Source organism: Shewanella seohaensis (assembly GCF_023283775.1).
Lineage (GTDB): Bacteria > Pseudomonadota > Gammaproteobacteria > Enterobacterales > Shewanellaceae > Shewanella > Shewanella seohaensis.
In genome coordinates, this window is record NZ_JAKILE010000002.1 from 281467 (window position 1) to 297320 (window position 15854).

General features: G+C 46.6%; 17 protein-coding genes. 9 read left to right on the forward strand and 8 right to left on the reverse strand.

Annotated features, from left to right (window positions below; translation table 11 throughout):
- Positions 1-93 precede the first annotated feature (93 nt).
- The gene (locus tag L2713_RS03435; RefSeq protein ID WP_248966936.1) at positions 94-1497 is read left to right on the forward strand and encodes a GGDEF domain-containing protein; all 1404 of its coding nucleotides are present in this window, start codon (positions 94-96) and stop codon (positions 1495-1497) included.
- Between the two features lie 194 nt (positions 1498-1691).
- On the opposite strand, the gene hppD is transcribed toward L2713_RS03435, so the two are convergent.
- Positions 1692-2732, reverse strand: a complete 1041-nt coding sequence (gene hppD / locus L2713_RS03440; RefSeq protein WP_011623053.1) for a 4-hydroxyphenylpyruvate dioxygenase — start codon at positions 2730-2732, stop codon at positions 1692-1694.
- Between the two features lie 113 nt (positions 2733-2845).
- The gene (locus tag L2713_RS03445; RefSeq protein ID WP_248966937.1) at positions 2846-4006 is read right to left on the reverse strand and encodes a homogentisate 1,2-dioxygenase; all 1161 of its coding nucleotides are present in this window, start codon (positions 4004-4006) and stop codon (positions 2846-2848) included.
- A gap of 214 nt (positions 4007-4220) precedes the next feature.
- Between L2713_RS03445 and L2713_RS03450 the strand changes: the two genes are divergently transcribed.
- Positions 4221-5135 (forward strand): LysR family transcriptional regulator, encoded by a 915-nt coding sequence (locus L2713_RS03450; RefSeq protein ID WP_248966938.1) that lies wholly within the window; start codon positions 4221-4223, stop codon positions 5133-5135.
- 160 nt (positions 5136-5295) lie between these two features.
- Complete coding sequence (locus L2713_RS03455) at positions 5296-6090, forward strand: TIGR00266 family protein (RefSeq protein ID WP_248966939.1); 795 nt, start codon at positions 5296-5298, stop codon at positions 6088-6090.
- Between the two features lie 66 nt (positions 6091-6156).
- On the opposite strand, the gene L2713_RS03460 is transcribed toward L2713_RS03455, so the two are convergent.
- A complete protein-coding gene (locus L2713_RS03460; protein WP_011623049.1) occupies positions 6157-6489 on the reverse strand; it encodes a hypothetical protein in 333 nt (110 codons plus the stop codon).
- 345 nt (positions 6490-6834) lie between these two features.
- A complete protein-coding gene (locus tag L2713_RS03465) occupies positions 6835-7296 on the reverse strand; it encodes an EVE domain-containing protein (protein ID WP_248966940.1) in 462 nt (153 codons plus the stop codon).
- A 301-nt stretch (positions 7297-7597) separates the two neighbouring features.
- Between L2713_RS03465 and L2713_RS03470 the strand changes: the two genes are divergently transcribed.
- Both L2713_RS03470 and L2713_RS03475 read left to right on the forward strand, forming a co-directional pair.
- Positions 7598-7978, forward strand: a complete 381-nt coding sequence (locus L2713_RS03470; RefSeq protein WP_011623047.1) for a DUF6508 domain-containing protein — start codon at positions 7598-7600, stop codon at positions 7976-7978.
- A 128-nt stretch (positions 7979-8106) separates the two neighbouring features.
- Complete coding sequence (locus L2713_RS03475) at positions 8107-9819, forward strand: AMP-binding protein (protein WP_248966941.1); 1713 nt, start codon at positions 8107-8109, stop codon at positions 9817-9819.
- Positions 9820-10049: 230 nt separating this feature from the next.
- Here the strand turns inward: L2713_RS03475 and L2713_RS03480 are convergent, their stop codons facing one another.
- Positions 10050-10316, reverse strand: a complete 267-nt coding sequence (locus tag L2713_RS03480) for a PGPGW domain-containing protein (RefSeq protein WP_248966942.1) — start codon at positions 10314-10316, stop codon at positions 10050-10052.
- 249 nt (positions 10317-10565) lie between these two features.
- On the opposite strand from L2713_RS03480, the gene L2713_RS03485 reads away from it, so the two are divergent.
- The 3 genes from L2713_RS03485 (at position 10566) to L2713_RS03495 (ending at position 13319) form a co-directional block, all read left to right on the forward strand.
- Positions 10566-11318 carry a substrate-binding periplasmic protein gene (locus L2713_RS03485; protein ID WP_248966943.1) on the forward strand — a complete coding sequence of 251 codons (753 nt, stop codon included), beginning with the start codon at positions 10566-10568 and terminating at the stop codon, positions 11316-11318.
- A 106-nt stretch (positions 11319-11424) separates the two neighbouring features.
- A complete protein-coding gene (locus tag L2713_RS03490; protein WP_089067597.1) occupies positions 11425-12450 on the forward strand; it encodes a M14 family metallopeptidase in 1026 nt (341 codons plus the stop codon).
- The gene (locus L2713_RS03495) at positions 12450-13319 is read left to right on the forward strand and encodes an alpha/beta fold hydrolase (protein ID WP_248966944.1); all 870 of its coding nucleotides are present in this window, start codon (positions 12450-12452) and stop codon (positions 13317-13319) included. The genes L2713_RS03490 and L2713_RS03495 overlap by 1 nt, the downstream gene beginning before the upstream one ends.
- A gap of 62 nt (positions 13320-13381) precedes the next feature.
- Here L2713_RS03495 and L2713_RS03500 read toward each other — a convergent pair whose 3' ends face one another.
- A complete protein-coding gene (locus tag L2713_RS03500; RefSeq protein WP_011626453.1) occupies positions 13382-13789 on the reverse strand; it encodes a YccF domain-containing protein in 408 nt (135 codons plus the stop codon).
- A gap of 284 nt (positions 13790-14073) precedes the next feature.
- On the opposite strand from L2713_RS03500, the gene L2713_RS03505 reads away from it, so the two are divergent.
- Positions 14074-15021, forward strand: coding sequence for a 1-aminocyclopropane-1-carboxylate deaminase/D-cysteine desulfhydrase (locus L2713_RS03505; protein WP_248966997.1), 948 nt, complete (start codon positions 14074-14076; stop codon positions 15019-15021).
- Positions 15022-15024: 3 nt separating this feature from the next.
- Here L2713_RS03505 and L2713_RS03510 read toward each other — a convergent pair whose 3' ends face one another.
- Both L2713_RS03510 and L2713_RS03515 read right to left on the reverse strand, forming a co-directional pair.
- Positions 15025-15285 (reverse strand): hypothetical protein, encoded by a 261-nt coding sequence (locus L2713_RS03510; RefSeq protein ID WP_248966945.1) that lies wholly within the window; start codon positions 15283-15285, stop codon positions 15025-15027.
- 276 nt (positions 15286-15561) lie between these two features.
- Entirely contained in the window at positions 15562-15735 is a 174-nt protein-coding gene (locus L2713_RS03515) for a hypothetical protein (RefSeq protein ID WP_011072074.1), read from the reverse strand.
- Between the last annotated feature and the right edge of the window lie 119 nt (positions 15736-15854).

Here is a 15854-nt window from a genome sequence, read left to right on the forward strand (position 1 = left end):
TACTGCCATTTAATGCACATGGCATAAGCTTTATAGCGACCCAATAAACCGTTTAATTTTATCGCGTTAGCGCTCTTTGAGGTTGATTACCGATTGAAGACACTTTTTTCGCCTTTATTGCCAGCAAGACAAAGCCATATCGCACTGCTGTGCGCAGGCATTATCTACTGGCTAACCGGCGCCTTAGGCCAAACGTTATTTAGCTTGCAACCTGAGAATATCACCTTGATTTGGCTGCCCTCCGGCATTGCCTTGGTGATGTTACTCATGTGGGGGCGTAAGGCATTGATGCTGATATTCCTCGGCAGTTTTACTTTGAATTTTCAAGGCATGTTGCAACAGGATTCTCTCGGTCTTTCGCTGCTGCATACTTCGATTGCCGCGTTAAGCGATATGCTCGCGCCTGCGATGTCGATGTTGTTACTCAGACGCTTCTTGCCACAGGGTACGGGAAGTGCGAATGACTTGATGAAGTTTGTGGTGGTCGCAGGCATCATCCCCATTTTCGGCTCCAGCGCATTGTTATCCGCTAACTTAGTGTTTGGCGGTTATATTTTGCCCAGCGCGTTTTGGAGTATGGGGCAAATGTTTTTCTTTGCCGATATTCTGGGAATCGTGTTGGTGTATCAGCTGTATGCAGGATGGGTGGAACCCAATGCGCTAAGCATAGCCAAAACCCGCCATATCCTTCTGCCCTTGATTGGCTTGCCACTGTTTTGTTTGGTTGGGGTTAAGTTCGATCTGGGCTGGTTATTTTATGTGATCCCGCCGCTATTGGTTGTGCTCTCCTTTGAGGTCACGCGTTTTTACCTCGCGCTGTTTAGCAGCGCCTCCATGCTGTTTATGATTTTAGCGACAGCCCAGGGCTATGGTCCGTTTATCAATGCCACGCCGTATCAAACCAATGCGGAGATGATGGCTTTTGTGTTGTCATCGGCATTAACCATTTTTGGGGTGTCGTTACAGCGGGCACAACTGCGCCGAACCGAGAGAGATAAGCAGACCGCGGTGCAAGAGGCGCTCTACGATCCCTTGTCGGGGCTACTGAATCGCCGCGGCTTTATGCCACAGCTGGCAAATCTTAACGGCCCGACAGTGCGTTATTCGGTCGCTATGTTGGATCTCGATAACTTTAAGATGATTAACGACACCTATGGTCACAGTGTGGGCGATAGGGTTATTCAGCTGTTGGCCCAGTTGATACACAATCATAGCCGTAGCCAAGATATTGCCGCGCGCCTAGGCGGTGAAGAGTTCGCCCTTGTGCTTAGGGATATTGATGCTGAGCAGGTGTATCCGGTGCTTGAGCGTATTCGAAAATCCTTTGCAGAGATGTCGATAGCGGCCGAGGAGCACACAATTTACTGCACTGTGAGCATTGGTTGGGTGGAGTATCAGCAAGGTATCGCTGGCGAGTCGTTGCTGCATTTGGCGGATAAGGCTTTGTATCAAGCCAAGGCACAGGGCAAAAACACGATTGTAAAGTATCAGACTTAAGGACCACACCAAGAGGCTTTGTTCGAAAGTGCGATGCTCAAGCGTACCGTCAAGGGGCGATACTCAAAAGACCATGTTGAAAGACAATAATCGAAAGGCCAGACCGGAAGCGTGACAAACAACAAGTGAGAATTGGACATAAAAAAACGGTACGCAGTGCGTACCGTTTTTTCTTATAACATTAATGGTCGCGATTACAGCACGCCGCGGCGCATTTGGTCACGTTCAATCGATTGGAACAGGGCGGTGAAGTTACCTTCACCAAAACCTAAGTTGTTCTTACGTTGAATGATTTCGATAAAGATCGGGCCAAACAGGTTTTTAGTGAAGATCTGCAATAAATAGCCTGACTCGTCGCCATCCACCAAAATTTGGTGATGCTTGATACGCTCACGGTTTTCGGTAACTTGTGGGACTTTATCGAAAATGGTGTCGTAATATTCAGGAATAATATCCAAGCATTGAATCGAGCTACCTTCCATCGCATCTAAGGATTTAACGATATCACGGCTTCTAAAGGCTAAGTGTTGTACGCCTGGACCGTTGTATTCCTTCAGGTATTCATCGATTTGGTTCTTATCGTTGCCTTTACCTTCGTTAATTGGGATACAGAAGCTGCCATCGGGTGAGCGCAGGGCGTAAGACACCAGTGCGGTTTGTACGCCGCTGATGTCGAAGTAGCGCACTTCGGTAAAACCAAAGATGTTTTTGTAGAAGTTAGCCCAATGTTCCATGGTGCCTTTGTAGACGTTATTGGTTAAATGGTCTACTTCGACAAAGCCTTTCTCTTGGGTGATCACAGGCTCACTTAAGTCTTCAAAGTCAGTTGCATAGATATTGTTGTCGGCACCGAAGGTGTCGATAAAATAAATTAAGCTGTCACCAATACCATAAATGGCTGGATAAGGTAGATCCTTGGCCGAATCGGCTACGGCTTTGGCGCCGCGCTCTACCGCCACACGGTGAGCAAAGCTGGCATCTTCTACGCGCCAGCCCATAGAGCTAATGGCTGGGCCGTGTGATTTGGCAAATTCTGCCGAAAATCCTTCGCGCTCGTTGTTAAGCAGGAAGTTAATGTCATTTTGTTTGTAGTACAAAATGTCTTTATTCTTGGCTTTTTTCAGCAGTGAAAAACCAAAGTCGATAAACACTTTGTGCATAAAATCGCTGTCGGGGCTGGCAAATTCGGTAAATTCGATACCGAGTAAGCCCAGTGGATTGAGTTCGCTTGCCATGATCTGTTCCTCTTGATTAATTCAACACGCAGTCACTCTTTTTGCCTTGTTCGCTGTGGTGACTTACGGCTAGTAGGCTTAGTTAAGCCATTCACTTATGCTGCGGTGCAGCGTTAGTTTTCTAGCCAAGAGCGGTTGTAGTCTTTACTCATGCAATTTTGCACATGTTCGGTTAATTTCAGTGGGGCGAAGGTGTCCACCATCACTGCATATTCATAGGTTTCTTTTTTACCAATCGAGGCTTCGGTGCGGCCGGGTTGTGGGCCGTGCGCTACCCCTTTTTGATGTAGGGTGATGTAACCTGCTTCAATCCCTGTACGACTCATAAAGTCACCGTCGACGTAGTACAGCACTTCATCACTATCAATATTGTTGTGATAGTAAGGCGCAGGAATGGCACGCTCGTGGAAGTCATAAGGACGCGGCACAAAGTTACACACCACAAAGTTGTGGGCGGTAAACACTAAGTGGTCTGAAGGCGGTAAGTGAATTTTGCCGACTTTAGGTGCGTATTCGGTAATGTTAAATGCCCAGGGGTAAACACAGCCGTCCCAACCCACAAGGTCAAAGGGATGCCACTCTAAGGTGGTCAGTTGGTACTTATCACCAAATTTACACACCAGCGGGAAGGCGCCACGTTCAACCACGGCATCTTGCAATACGGGCGTGCGCAGATCGCGTTCACAATAGGGGGCAGACTCGAGTAACTGACCGTATTCATTACGGAAATGTTTTGGCACTTCCACCATTGAAAAGGCTTCAATCACAAATAAGCGCACATTACTGTAATCGTTGAATTTGAGCTGATGTGTGGTGCCGCGTGGGATCACTAAGTAGTCCCATTTCTTGATCTCTAGAGTGCCATATTCACTGTAGAGCGTACCTTCACCTTCATGTACAAACACCACTTCATCGGCGTAGGCATTGCGGTAAAACTCCGGCGTGTCTTGAGTCACTTTTGCGGTATAAATGGCCACATCATTGTTATAAAAGATTTTGTTGCGGGCGCTAAAGAAGTTGCCTTCGCGATCGGCCGTGCGAGAGTCTAATTTATAGTTTTGGACTAATGAATCTTCCCATTGGGCACCGTGACCGAGGCGGTAGGGCGCCACTTCCAATGCCTTAGTCGGCATATTGTGGTGATATTTATTCGAGTAAATATTGGAAAAACCATAGGTTGAAAACAGCTCCTCACGGTATAGCTCGCCGTTTTCTTTCTCAAATGCGATATGGCGCTTATGGGGGACTTGGCCTTGTTTCACATAAAATGGCATGGTGATTCCTTCAAAGTTACGCTGCAGGCTTGCCTACACCGCGAGTCGTTATGCTGCAAGTTGCATTAGTGTGATCTTCTTATCAATTTAGTTGCTTGAATGAACAAAAAAAAGAATAATAAATCTGTTATCTCAATCTAAAAATTAGATGGTATTAACTGCTTTACGCTTCGTAGCGTTTCCGTGACATGTTAATGAAAGCTTAGGAGTCCCCATGCGCATCGATATTGATGCTTTTAATGTGCTGCAAGTGCTGGTGGAAGAGGGCAGTTTTGCCAAAGCCGCCGAGCGTTTACACAAGGCGCAATCGGCGGTCAGCTATCAGGTCAAAAAGCTGGAAGAACATTTAGGTGTGCAACTTTTTAGTCGGGATCAATACCGCGCCGAGTTGACGAGTGAAGGGCGGGTGATCTTGGCCGAGGGGCAAAGACTGTTGCAACACCTTGCCAATATTGAACATCTTGCCAGTCGTTTCAGTGAAGGTTGGGAGCCTAAGCTTGAGTTGGTGATCGATGGCGCCTTGCCGATGGAGCCGATTATGACGGCACTTAAACGGATGGCAGAGCATCAAATTCCAACAAAAATTCAGCTCAACATGGAGTTTTTGGGTGGTGTGCAGCACAGATTCGAGCGTGATAATGCAGATCTGATGTTGGTTAAAGACTACCGCACTGGCCCCTATTATCACCCACAGCCACTCCCTGCGATAACCAGTGTGCTGGTGACGAGTGCTTCACATCCCTTGGCTCAGCATAAACACATCAGTTTGCCCGAGTTACAGCAACATGTTGAGCTGACCATCGAAGATTCCTCCCCCAATAAGACTTATCGAGATGAGCTGCAATTCGGTGGCGATAAAGTGTTCTATCTTTCTGGTTTTATTATGAAAAAGAACGCCTTGTTAAAAGGGCTCGGTTTTGGTTGGTTACCTGATTTTCTGGTGCAGGAGGAGTTGTTGAGCGGTGAGCTTGTGGAGGTAGACTTTGTCGGTGGCAGTCGCTATACCTTTACTCCCCAATTAGTGTCGACCCTTGAGCGCCCCTTGGGCCGTGCTGGCAAACTTTTTACCGAATTAATCCTAGAGGAATTTGCTAAAGCAGGGCAGTTTAATGGGGTGGGATTAGGTTAATCCTCTACTACTTGTCATCTTTTGAAACAACTTACTGACGCAATCTTGGGATAAAAACGATCGCCTTTTGACATTTTATGTCATAAAGTGAGTCCAATATCGTGGCACTGATGATTTCTGCTCGCCACATTAATTGGACTGGCAGAGTAAGGGGAATTGTATGTCTAGACGTTGCCATGAAGTGGACTATGAGATTATCGGTCACAGCATGCAGTTGGTTGAGGTCGAACTCGACCCGCACGAGACGGTGATCGCCGAAGCCGGCGCGATGAATTATCTAGAGCAAGACATTAGCTTCGAGGCCAAAATGGGTGACGGCTCCGAGCCTGAATCTGGCTTTTTTGGCAAGTTGATGGGTGCGGGTAAACGTGTGCTGACGGGTGAAAGCATCTTTATGACGCACTTTACAAACCTAGGACATCAGAAACGTAAAGTAGCGTTTGCCGCGCCCTATCCTGGGACGATTTTAGCTCTCGATCTTGCCCAATATGGCGGAGAACTGATCTGCCAGAAAGACAGCTTCCTCGCTGCAGCCCTTGGGACGCGAGTAAGCATGAAGTTTAATCGCCGCCTAGGCACGGGCTTTTTTGGCGGTGAAGGTTTTATTCTTCAAAGCTTACAGGGTGATGGCATGGCGTTTATTCATGCGGGCGGCACCTTAATAAAGAAAGAACTCAAAGGCGAAACCTTACGTGTCGACACAGGTTGTTTAGTCGGTTTTACCCCAGGGATTGATTACGATATCGAGCGGGCTGGCTCGTTAAAATCGATGGTATTTGGCGGAGAAGGGCTGTTTTTAGCGACCTTAACAGGCCATGGCACTGTGTGGTTGCAGAGTATACCGTTCTCGCGGATGGCGGATCGCATTATCGCTCACGCTCCCTCTGCTGGTGGGAGTGACCGCGGTGAAGGTTCAGTCCTCGGCGGACTTGGCCGCATGCTCGACGGGCGCTAACCCTAAAAGCAAAACGCGCACACTTAACGGGTTAAGTGTGCGCAGGAAGCTGTTTGTAAATTCAGATCAATAGGTGACCACATTGATGATATCGAGGATCTTACGGCTCTTTTCATCGAGCTTGATGATGGAGCCTTCGACTTCAATGCTGATTCTGCCGTCTCTGTCTATGGGGACGACAACGCGGCCGCGGTCATAAATATCGTAATCTAGGATATCGCCACGACGCAGTTTTTTCTGCCATCCAGGGGGAAGAGGCTGCCCCTTGTCGACTTTCTTTTGTAGACCAGGGGGCAGATCTTTGTCCTTCTTATCATTATCGTGCTTTGCAAAAGCCGCTATCGGGGCGACCAGACTGAGTACGACTCCACCTATCAGTGTTGCTGTTAATTTATTCATACTAGCTCCCTTAGGGAATAATGAGGTTGTTGTGTGTCAATCTAGGGCGTGTTGACGTTTCAGGGTTATTTTTGCAGCAGTGTGGCTGGCTTTTATGCAAGGCAAAGTCCGTGCAGTGTAGTTATTCTACATAACGGACGATAACGCGGCAGAAACGCCAGCCAAATGCTGCCCGAAGGGTTCGTCTGGCAAGCCCTTGCTCTTTGTCACTCGTCATTTGAGTAGAATAACTACACATCATTCCTCGTTTCGCGAGCACGTGCTTGCCAGAACGAACAAAATCTAAGCTCGAAACGTCAGCACGCCCTAGTTTAGCTTAAATGAACTTTAGCTGAATATGCGGCCTTAGCGGGCGAGCATAAGCACGGCTTGCCATTGTTCTTCGGTTACAGGTTGAATGCTCAGCCTAGAACCTTTAGAGACTAAGTACATATCGGCCAGTTGCGGCAAACTTTTGATCAAACTTAAGGGGATGATTTCCTTAAATTGTTTGACGAAACGAATATCTACCCTTAACCATCGTGGCTGCAGTGGATCGGACTTAGGATCAAAATACTTTGATTCGGGGTCAAAGGCCGAGCTGTCAGGATAGGCATTGGTCACGACTTCGGCAATGCCGACGATGCCGGGGACTTTGCAACTTGAGTGGTAAAAGAAGACTTGATCGCCAATTTGCATCGCATCTCGCATAAAGTTACGTGCTTGGTAGTTACGGATCCCAAACCAGGCTTCGGTTTGATTAGGGCAAGCCTTAAGATCGTCGATACTAAATTCGTCGGGTTCCGATTTCATAAGCCAGTAATTCATCTTTTATCCTTTACTGAAATAGCCGTCTCATCGCGTTAATGCGTTGAGTTTATCCTAGTTTTTGTTTGCCTAACAGTTAACCGTTCTCTGGTCCCCTGACGTTAAGCATTATCCGGCGCGTTAAGTCAGTGTTCAGTTAACGCAGCTTACTCTGTCGTCACTATCGAGTCTGGTATGCCTTATGCAATTGGTGCTATGACGCCGCAAATCGATGCAAAGTTGGCAGCTTTAGGTCCCAATCCAAGCTTTATTTCAATACCCGACTTCTTATATGAGTGATGTTGAAACAGTGAGGTGTGTTATGGAAACTTCAGCAATGACCACAGACAGTGGCCTATACACTAAATACCTTAAAGATTTTACCGCAGGGGATGTGAGCCTGCACCGCGAACGCATGTTGGAATTCATCAGCGATTTAACCACTCAGGGCTGGTTACTGGCGAATTTCACCTGGGATTACTGGTATAACAACAGTTACTTAGTCGATAAACCCGCCTATATCCGTGATGCCAGTGTCGCTCAATGCCGTCTGCTATTAACCGCGATGACTCGCCTCGAAGTGTTCAGCCCAGGGGTGTTAGAGAATATGCGTCGCCAAGGGGTATTGCTGGCGATTATGGAGCGTTTGCAGCGTTTAGAGGTTTTAACCACAGATAAACAGGTGGCGTTTATTACCCGTTAATTCCGGTTTTCGAGTAACAGAATATCCTTACTCTTTAGTCTAATACCGTGCTTTTTTACTTGTGAGATGTTCCGAGGATTGGTTAGTTTGGACCATGCTAACCATAAAAAAAAAGCACGGAGGCCTTAATGTCTGTTTCAACGACTCAAGCAACAAACCCACTTAAATACAGTGAGTTCCGGGGATCTAATTCCCCGGAGCTTGTTGAAAAAACCATAGGACAGTACCTTAACGATATCGCTAACACTTATCCCGAACAGTTAGCCGTTGTCGTGAATCATCAAGATATCCGTTGGAATTACCGCCAATACCTTGCACAAATCGATGCCTTGGCCACAGGTTTACTCAAACTGGGCATAGGTCCTGGGGATCGCGTGGGCATTTGGTCGCCCAATAATATTGAGTGGTGTCTAACCCAATTCGCCACCGCCAAAATTGGCGCCATCATGGTGTGCATCAACCCTGCTTATCGCCCAGAAGAATTACAATATGCCCTGACTAACGTGGGCTGTAGGGCGGTGATTTGCGCCGATAAATTCAAGTCCAGTAACTATTTACAGATGCTCTACGAGTTAGCGCCAGAGCTTAAGGTGTGCGCCGCTGGGCAATTGCAGGCCAAAGCGTTGCCCGAGTTACAATTTGTGATCCGCATGGGGGTGGAGCAGTCTCCCGGCATGTTGAACTTTGATGATTTATTGCTTGAGGTGACGCCAGATGATAAGGCGGCGCTTGAGCAAATCGCCGAATCACTTAGCCCTTATGACGCCATTAATATTCAATTTACCTCTGGCACCACGGGCAGCCCAAAGGGCGCGACCTTATCGCACCACAACATCCTGAATAATGGCTACTTAGTGGCCGAGGCGATGAAGTTTACCTGTGAAGATAAGCTCTGCATTCCTGTGCCTTTATACCATTGTTTTGGCATGGTGCTGGGTAACCTTGTGTGCCTTGCTAAGGGCGCCGCGGCGGTCTTTCCTGGGGATTCCTTCGATCCGCTGACCACCCTAGAGGTGGTAGAGCGTGAACGCTGCACAGCACTGCACGGTGTTCCCACCATGTTTATTGCCGAGTTAGAGCACCCCGAATTTAAACGCTTTGACTTAAGCTCGTTGCGTACCGGTGTTATGGCGGGAGCGACTTGCCCAGAAGAAGTGATGCGCCGGGTACAAAACCTGATGTATATGCAGGAAGTGTTAATTGGGTATGGTCAAACTGAGTGCAGCCCGCTGAATCACATTACTGAAATCGACTCACCAGTTGAGAAACGTGTGCTTACCGTTGGCCGTGCTTTACCCCATACCGAAGTGAAAATCGTCGATGAATTTGGTGAAGTGCTGCCTATCAATACGCCCGGTGAAGTCTGTAGCCGTGGCTATTGCATCATGCAGTGTTATTGGAATGATCCTGAAAAAACGGCGGCAACTATCGACAGTGAAGGCTGGCTACATTCTGGCGATATTGGGCAAATGGATGAGCAAGGTTATGTGCAAATCGTTGGCCGTATTAAAGATATGATTATTCGCGGTGGCGAGAATATCTATCCCCGTGAAATTGAAGAGAAACTCTATACCCATAAAGATGTGCAAGATGCAGCAGTGTTTGGGGTTCATAGTGATAAATACGGCGAAGAAGTGTGCGCGTGGATCAAGATTCGCAGTGGCGCCACGATTTCAGAGGAGGATATTCGGCATTTCCTCACCGAAAAGTTCGCCTACTTTAAAGTGCCTCGCTACATCAAGTTTGTGGAGCAATACCCCATGACAGTCACGGGCAAAATCCAGAAATTTAAAATGCGTGAGCTGATGTATAAAGAGTTATATGAGGATATTAATGCCTAGGGCATGGTGACGTTTTGGGATGAAATCCTTCGGGCAGCGTTTAGCTAGCGTTTCTGCTGCGTTATCGTCCGTTTATGTAGAATCACTACACAGCATGGACTCTGCCTTGCATAAACGTCAGCCATATCGCTGCAAAAATCTCCCTAAAACCTCATTACGCTCAAGGGCACATTAAGACAAATCAACCCAAGTTCGAAAGCTTGGGTTGATGTTTAGGTGGAGACTCAAGATTATCGGCGGAGGCGCCGAATTTGATTGTCGAGCCAAGCCGCGCTCTTACTTAATTGTCGCTGACTAAGACGAAGCCAACGTTTTGCCCAAGGATACTGGGTACTCAAGAGGGTTAGTCCTATCAGGATAAAGAGCAGTCCCGGTCCGGGTAAGAGTAAAAATATCCCTCCGACTAAGGTAAAACATGCACCTATCACGGTAATGACGGTTTGAGTCATCGCGGAATGCATAAAAGACAACTTACTGTCTTTGAAAGAAATTGACATATCGCATCCCCCATGTTGGCCTCATCTTCCACTTTCACCGCAATAATGACGAACAGTGAGTATCGATGCAAATTCAGTCTACTCCTATCATTTCTGCTTAAGCTAGGTTCCCGTCGGTTAAATATGTAACAAATATTCACTGTACCTTGAGGGATGGCTGATTATACTGAAAAGAGTTTAACCGATGATCAAGTGATGAATTGTTTGTTTTTCAAGCCATTAAACAGATGAGTTTTTGAGGGAGGTGTTATGAATCGTTGGTGCCCACTGATGCTCTGTTGCCTGTTAAGCATGGCTAATACAGTATTTGCCGACACGCTCAAGCTCACCTCATTACTCTGGCCGCCTTATTCGGGTCAGCAGTTGGCACAACAGGGGGCCAGTGTCGCGGTCGCTCAAGCCGCCTTCGAGCGCATGGAGCAACAACTTGTTGTCGATTTTTATCCGTGGAGCCGAGCGATAAAATTGGCTGCCATGCCAAGCTCCGATTACATTGGCTATTTTCCAGAATATTATTTTGAAACGGACAAATTTGTTTTTTCAAAACCAATAGGGATCAGCCCATTAGGCATTGTTGAGCAAAAATCTCATCCCATTAGCTGGCATTATTTAGCCGATTTGAACCGCTACACCTTAGGGGTTGTGAAGGACTATGTGAATACCGACTCGCTGGATCTGATGATTGCTTCTGGTACGCAGCTCGTCGAGGCCGTGACCTCGGATGAACAAAACATCAAGAAGGTGGCCGCTGGTCGCATCGATGGTGCAGTGATTGATGTCAACGTACTCTATTTCCTGTTAAAGCAACCTCATTTGCAGCCATTGGCGGATAAATTACAGGTGAATAAACAACTGCTTGCCAATAAACAGCTCTATGTTGCGTTTCGTAATACTGAGGAGGGACGCCATTGGCGGGATGTTTTTGACCAGGGCTTAGCTCAACTGGATATTGAAAGCATTATGGGGGAGTTGCTGTTTCAGGAGGAAGTCACACGCCACTAAAGTGAGCTTGGCTTTGGCTTAATCTGTTGTCATAAATATGTCGTGGTTCGCCATTAGTATCGTCCTAAGGCTATGAGTCTATGCTCATTTCACTTTCTAGGATGATATGAATAACATTCCCTTCGAGTTAGATACACTATCACAACTCATTGATACTCATCATCTTAAGCTCAAATATCAGGTTCTTGCGGACATTCCATTTCGGCATCAACATTTTCCGCTCTACAGTGTCGAGTTAGGTGTGACCGAACGCCCATGTCCTACCGTGTTATTCGTTGGCGGCGTGCATGGGGTGGAGCGGATTGGCTCCCAGGTGATTTTGGCTTTGCTTAACAGCCTGTTGCAGCGCCTTGCGTGGGACAAACACCTACAACAGTTATTAACGGACATCCGCTTAGCCTTTGTCCCTGTGGTGAATCCCGTCGGATTACTGCTGGGCAGTCGCGGTAATGGCAATCAGGTCGACTTGATGCGCAACGCGCCGATAGAGTCCCGGGAAAAAGTGTCTTTTATGGTTGGAGGGCAACGGCTCTCTTCTAAGCTGCCTTGGTTTCGTGGCCTTGGGGGTATGGAGCTTGAAACAGCAGGGCTGGTGGCTTATGTGCAACAACTGCTTAGACAAAGCACCAGTCTTATTTCCCTTGATGCGCATTCTGGTTTTGGTTTGACGGATCATATCTGGTTTCCCTATGCCCACACGCGCGCATCCTTTGAAAATGCCCACTTCATTTATCACTTAAAGCAGTTATTTGAAGCGAGCTATCCCCATCATGGCCATTATCGGCTTGCGCCCCAGAGCCAGTTTTATCGCACCCATGGTGATATTTGGGATTACTTGTACCGCCAGCATCATACCCAGGATCCTCAAGCCAATATTCCATTCTTACCTTTGACCTTAGAGATGGGCTCATGGGCATGGATTAAGAAAAATCCAAGGCAAATATTCAATTTTGCGGGCTTTTTTAATCCGCAAAAAACACACAGGCACCACAGGATTTTACGCCGGCACACAGTATTGATGCAGTTCTTGATGGAGGCGGCGTACGCACGGGAGTTAGAAGGACTGACGCCCGAACATCTCACACAACTGGCGCAGAGTGCGCAGCAGTTTTGGTATCGGGAGCGTTTTTGATGACAACGTGGGTATTACTCAGGGGCTTAATGCGCGATCAACGCCATTGGAATGGCTTTGATCAGAGATTAAGGCAAAGGGGCTGCACCGTTTTTACCCCTGACTTGCCCGGCAATGGGATCCTCACTCACCAAGCCAGCCCTTTAACTATCGCCGAATATGCCAGCTCGGTGTGGCAACAATTGGATGTGCAATTAGCGGGACAAGTTTTTTATCTGCTTGGCTTATCTATGGGCGGTATGCTCGCCATGGAAATGGCTAAGCAGCGCCCCGAGCAGATAAAACACGTTTTTGTGCTAAATAGTAGCGCGGCTAACTTATCACCTTGGTATCAGCGATTTAATGGATTAAATGTCCTGAGTGCTTGGCTCAAACGTTGCCGCGGTCGACAGCTTAATCCTATCGAATCGACGATTGTGCGCTTAACCAGCTATCGCCATCGGCGCGATATAGCCTTGATTGCTCGTTGGAGCCACTATCGCCACGAGTCGACACCGCATTTTAGTAATGCGTGTCGTCAGTTGTGGGCGGCGTTTCGTTATCGCTGCCCAGCATCTTTGCCTGTTCCAGTCAGTATTTTATCGGGTGATCGTGATGCCTTAGTGAATATTCAAACAAGCAGGGCATTAGCACAACATTTTAACGTCGACTTAGTTGTCTTGGCCTATTGTGGTCATGACATCACCATAGATGCGCCAGCCAAACTGGCGCATTATCTATTTGAAATGATAAGTCTAGAACGAGGGGAGGTGAGTGAGCCGTTTGCTGATTACACTGATTTACTCGATGAAGAAAGGGACTATCACGAAGCAAGATTAGTGCAATCACTGACTAACTATACATCAGCACTACCCACTGACGCAGAGTAGTGCTGAGTGATCTGCCTTAGGCTTTAGCAACTATGATTACTAGGCTTTCGCTACTATGGTTATTACGCTTTCGCTACTATCGTTTGCCCAATCGGCGTCAGGCTTAATAGCGCCAGCTTGATATGTTGGATCCCAAAGGGGATACCAATAATTGTCACAAAGCAGGCGAGGGCATGGGCCAAATGGCCTATGGCCAACCAAATCCCAAACAGCAAGAACCAAATAATATTGCCCACCATACCAAAGGCGCCTGTGCCTAAATCTTCACGTCCGGTTAAATGGCGACGATTCATTTGCTCTTGTCCAAAGGGCCAGAAGGTCAACTCGCCAATGACAAAGCAGGCTCGGCCGAAGGGAATACCGATAATACTGATAAAACACAAAATCCCCGCGAGCCACCAGGCGAGTCCCATCACAAATCCACCAAGGACAAACCAAGCAATATTGAAAATTAACCGTAAAAGTGACATTGAATACTCCTTAACTCATTTTAAATCTGTGTTGGCATTACCTTGTCCAACACACAGAATCATTAATTGATACTTAAATGGAGTAAGCGAGAATTGTGCCAAAATATTTTTCCTTATTTATCAGTGAAATATTTATCTTTGTGACGGTATGACGTTGTAAAAAATGCTAGATTTTCGCGAAAATGCTTAATTATTACGGACGATGTAGGCAAGCTCGCGGTACACTAACGCCCTTGTTTCCTTCGAGTGTATCCATGTTAGCCAAAAGCCTGCTGACTCAGCGTCTGCTCTCTGACAGTCCTGTAGAGTCTTTTTCCTTTGCCGGACGCAAGATATTTCTCAAACGAGACGATTTATTGCATCCTGCATTTAGTGGCAATAAAGCGCGTAAGTTTGCCTATTTTCTAGACCATGATTTTGCTGGCGTGACTAAGCTGATTGGTTATGGCTCCGCGCAGGCTAACTCGTTGTATTCACTGTCGGCGCTCGCCAAGCTGAAGGGCTGGCAGTGCGATTTTTATGTGGATCATATTGCCAGCCATATCCGCACCTTGCCGACGGGTAATTATGCCGCTGCCATCGCCAATGGTACGCGTGTCATTGATTTATCAAGCCTGATTACAACCAATCCTTCCCTCCACCGTGAGCCTAATTGGACTTGTCAGGATTATATTGAGCAGCAAGTCTTGCCGGCTGAACCTAACGCTTTGTTTATTCAAGAAGGTGGGCGCTGCCAGTATGCGCAATATGGTGTTAGTCAGTTAGGTGCTGAAATAGCTGCTTGGGCCGAGTCACGGCACATTTCCGATCTCAAGGTTTTTTTACCTGCAGGTACAGGAACCACGGCACTCTTTTTAAATCAGTATTTTGTGCGTCAGCAATTGAATATTCGAGTACTTACCTGCGCCGTTGTCGGCGGCGATGAGTATTTAATGCAGCAGTTTTATGAGTTAAATCCCAACTCTGCAGAACATCCACAGATTTTGAATGTGGGGAAGAAATACCATTTTGGGAAACTCTATCCTGAGTTTTATGCCATGTGGCAACGACTCAGTGCCAGCGGTATGCAATTTGAATTACTCTACGATCCCTTAGGCTTTATTGTGTTAGAGGATTATTTACGGCGCGAGCAACATGCCTCCATCCTCTATATTCATCAGGGGGGATTATTAGGAAATCAAACCATGTTGCCAAGATATAGACGAAAATACGGTGAGGGCGATGCAGGATAGCGTTTAGCCAACTAACTTATTGCGCTTTAATATTTTGTGGGTGCGTGTGGCTATCTTTTCCAGATGTTTAAGATCTTTCAATCCCGGCGTATCGGTTGAATATTGCCAATAGCTTATTTCAGCATCCAACATTTCCAGCATTTTTTTAGAACAGCCTAAACACTCACCTTGGCACATTTGTGCTTCATCTAAGTTGAGAGGAATAACCTGTTTAATCTGGGTTATTAAGGTCAGCATAGCCGTTTTAGAATCGGGTTTTGACATAGAAAATACATTCACAAACTGAGTGAGTGATTATATTAGCAGGGGTAAATGCAGATTAATTTGATCTAGGTTAGTGGAATACACATTTGGTTCGGCACGTATCTGTGTGAGCTAGATACCGCCTGAACCAAACGAGTTCGTCATTCGACGTAAGGGGATAGTAAATCGTGATATTGGGCTATCTATAAAGGCGAATCGATTTCGGTATGGCGAGGAAAATGAGAACCGAATAAACCAACATGCCGTTATTTGTACTCAATGAGTACTAAATCAAACTTATTTATTTGACGACAAAAGCCACTTCATAAAGTTTAAGGCTTCGGTACGCTTTGAAAAAGTTTGTCTGTTTTTACCTTGTCTATCGGTAAAAGCAATGGATGTTTTGTTGACTGAAATAGAATCTACAGGGAAGTTCACTGTGATTTCATGTCCGTTAATTTTGTATGACATAGGCCACACTCCTTTTAATTCAATTCACCCTTAGGTGAGTAAGTTGTAACAATAAAATATCCTTAGCATAATTGCGAAAGATGATACCAATGAGTCTTGAGGTTACCCATTCCATGATC

Coding starts and splice junctions, on each gene's coding strand:
- hppD (WP_011623053.1), bottom strand. CDS start 2,732: ATGGCAAGCGAACTCAATCCACTGGGCTTACTCGGTATCGAATTTACC.
- L2713_RS03480 (WP_248966942.1), bottom strand. CDS start 10,316: ATGTCAATTTCTTTCAAAGACAGTAAGTTGTCTTTTATGCATTCCGCG.
- L2713_RS03445 (WP_248966937.1), bottom strand. CDS start 4,006: ATGCCATTTTATGTGAAACAAGGCCAAGTCCCCCATAAGCGCCATATC.
- L2713_RS03470 (WP_011623047.1), top strand. CDS start 7,598: ATGGAAACTTCAGCAATGACCACAGACAGTGGCCTATACACTAAATAC.
- L2713_RS03515 (WP_011072074.1), bottom strand. CDS start 15,735: ATGTCATACAAAATTAACGGACATGAAATCACAGTGAACTTCCCTGTA.
- L2713_RS03485 (WP_248966943.1), top strand. CDS start 10,566: ATGAATCGTTGGTGCCCACTGATGCTCTGTTGCCTGTTAAGCATGGCT.
- L2713_RS03475 (WP_248966941.1), top strand. CDS start 8,107: ATGTCTGTTTCAACGACTCAAGCAACAAACCCACTTAAATACAGTGAG.
- L2713_RS03450 (WP_248966938.1), top strand. CDS start 4,221: ATGCGCATCGATATTGATGCTTTTAATGTGCTGCAAGTGCTGGTGGAA.
- L2713_RS03490 (WP_089067597.1), top strand. CDS start 11,425: ATGAATAACATTCCCTTCGAGTTAGATACACTATCACAACTCATTGAT.
- L2713_RS03510 (WP_248966945.1), bottom strand. CDS start 15,285: ATGTCAAAACCCGATTCTAAAACGGCTATGCTGACCTTAATAACCCAG.
- L2713_RS03460 (WP_011623049.1), bottom strand. CDS start 6,489: ATGAATAAATTAACAGCAACACTGATAGGTGGAGTCGTACTCAGTCTG.
- L2713_RS03495 (WP_248966944.1), top strand. CDS start 12,450: ATGACAACGTGGGTATTACTCAGGGGCTTAATGCGCGATCAACGCCAT.
- L2713_RS03465 (WP_248966940.1), bottom strand. CDS start 7,296: ATGAATTACTGGCTTATGAAATCGGAACCCGACGAATTTAGTATCGAC.
- L2713_RS03500 (WP_011626453.1), bottom strand. CDS start 13,789: ATGTCACTTTTACGGTTAATTTTCAATATTGCTTGGTTTGTCCTTGGT.
- L2713_RS03455 (WP_248966939.1), top strand. CDS start 5,296: ATGTCTAGACGTTGCCATGAAGTGGACTATGAGATTATCGGTCACAGC.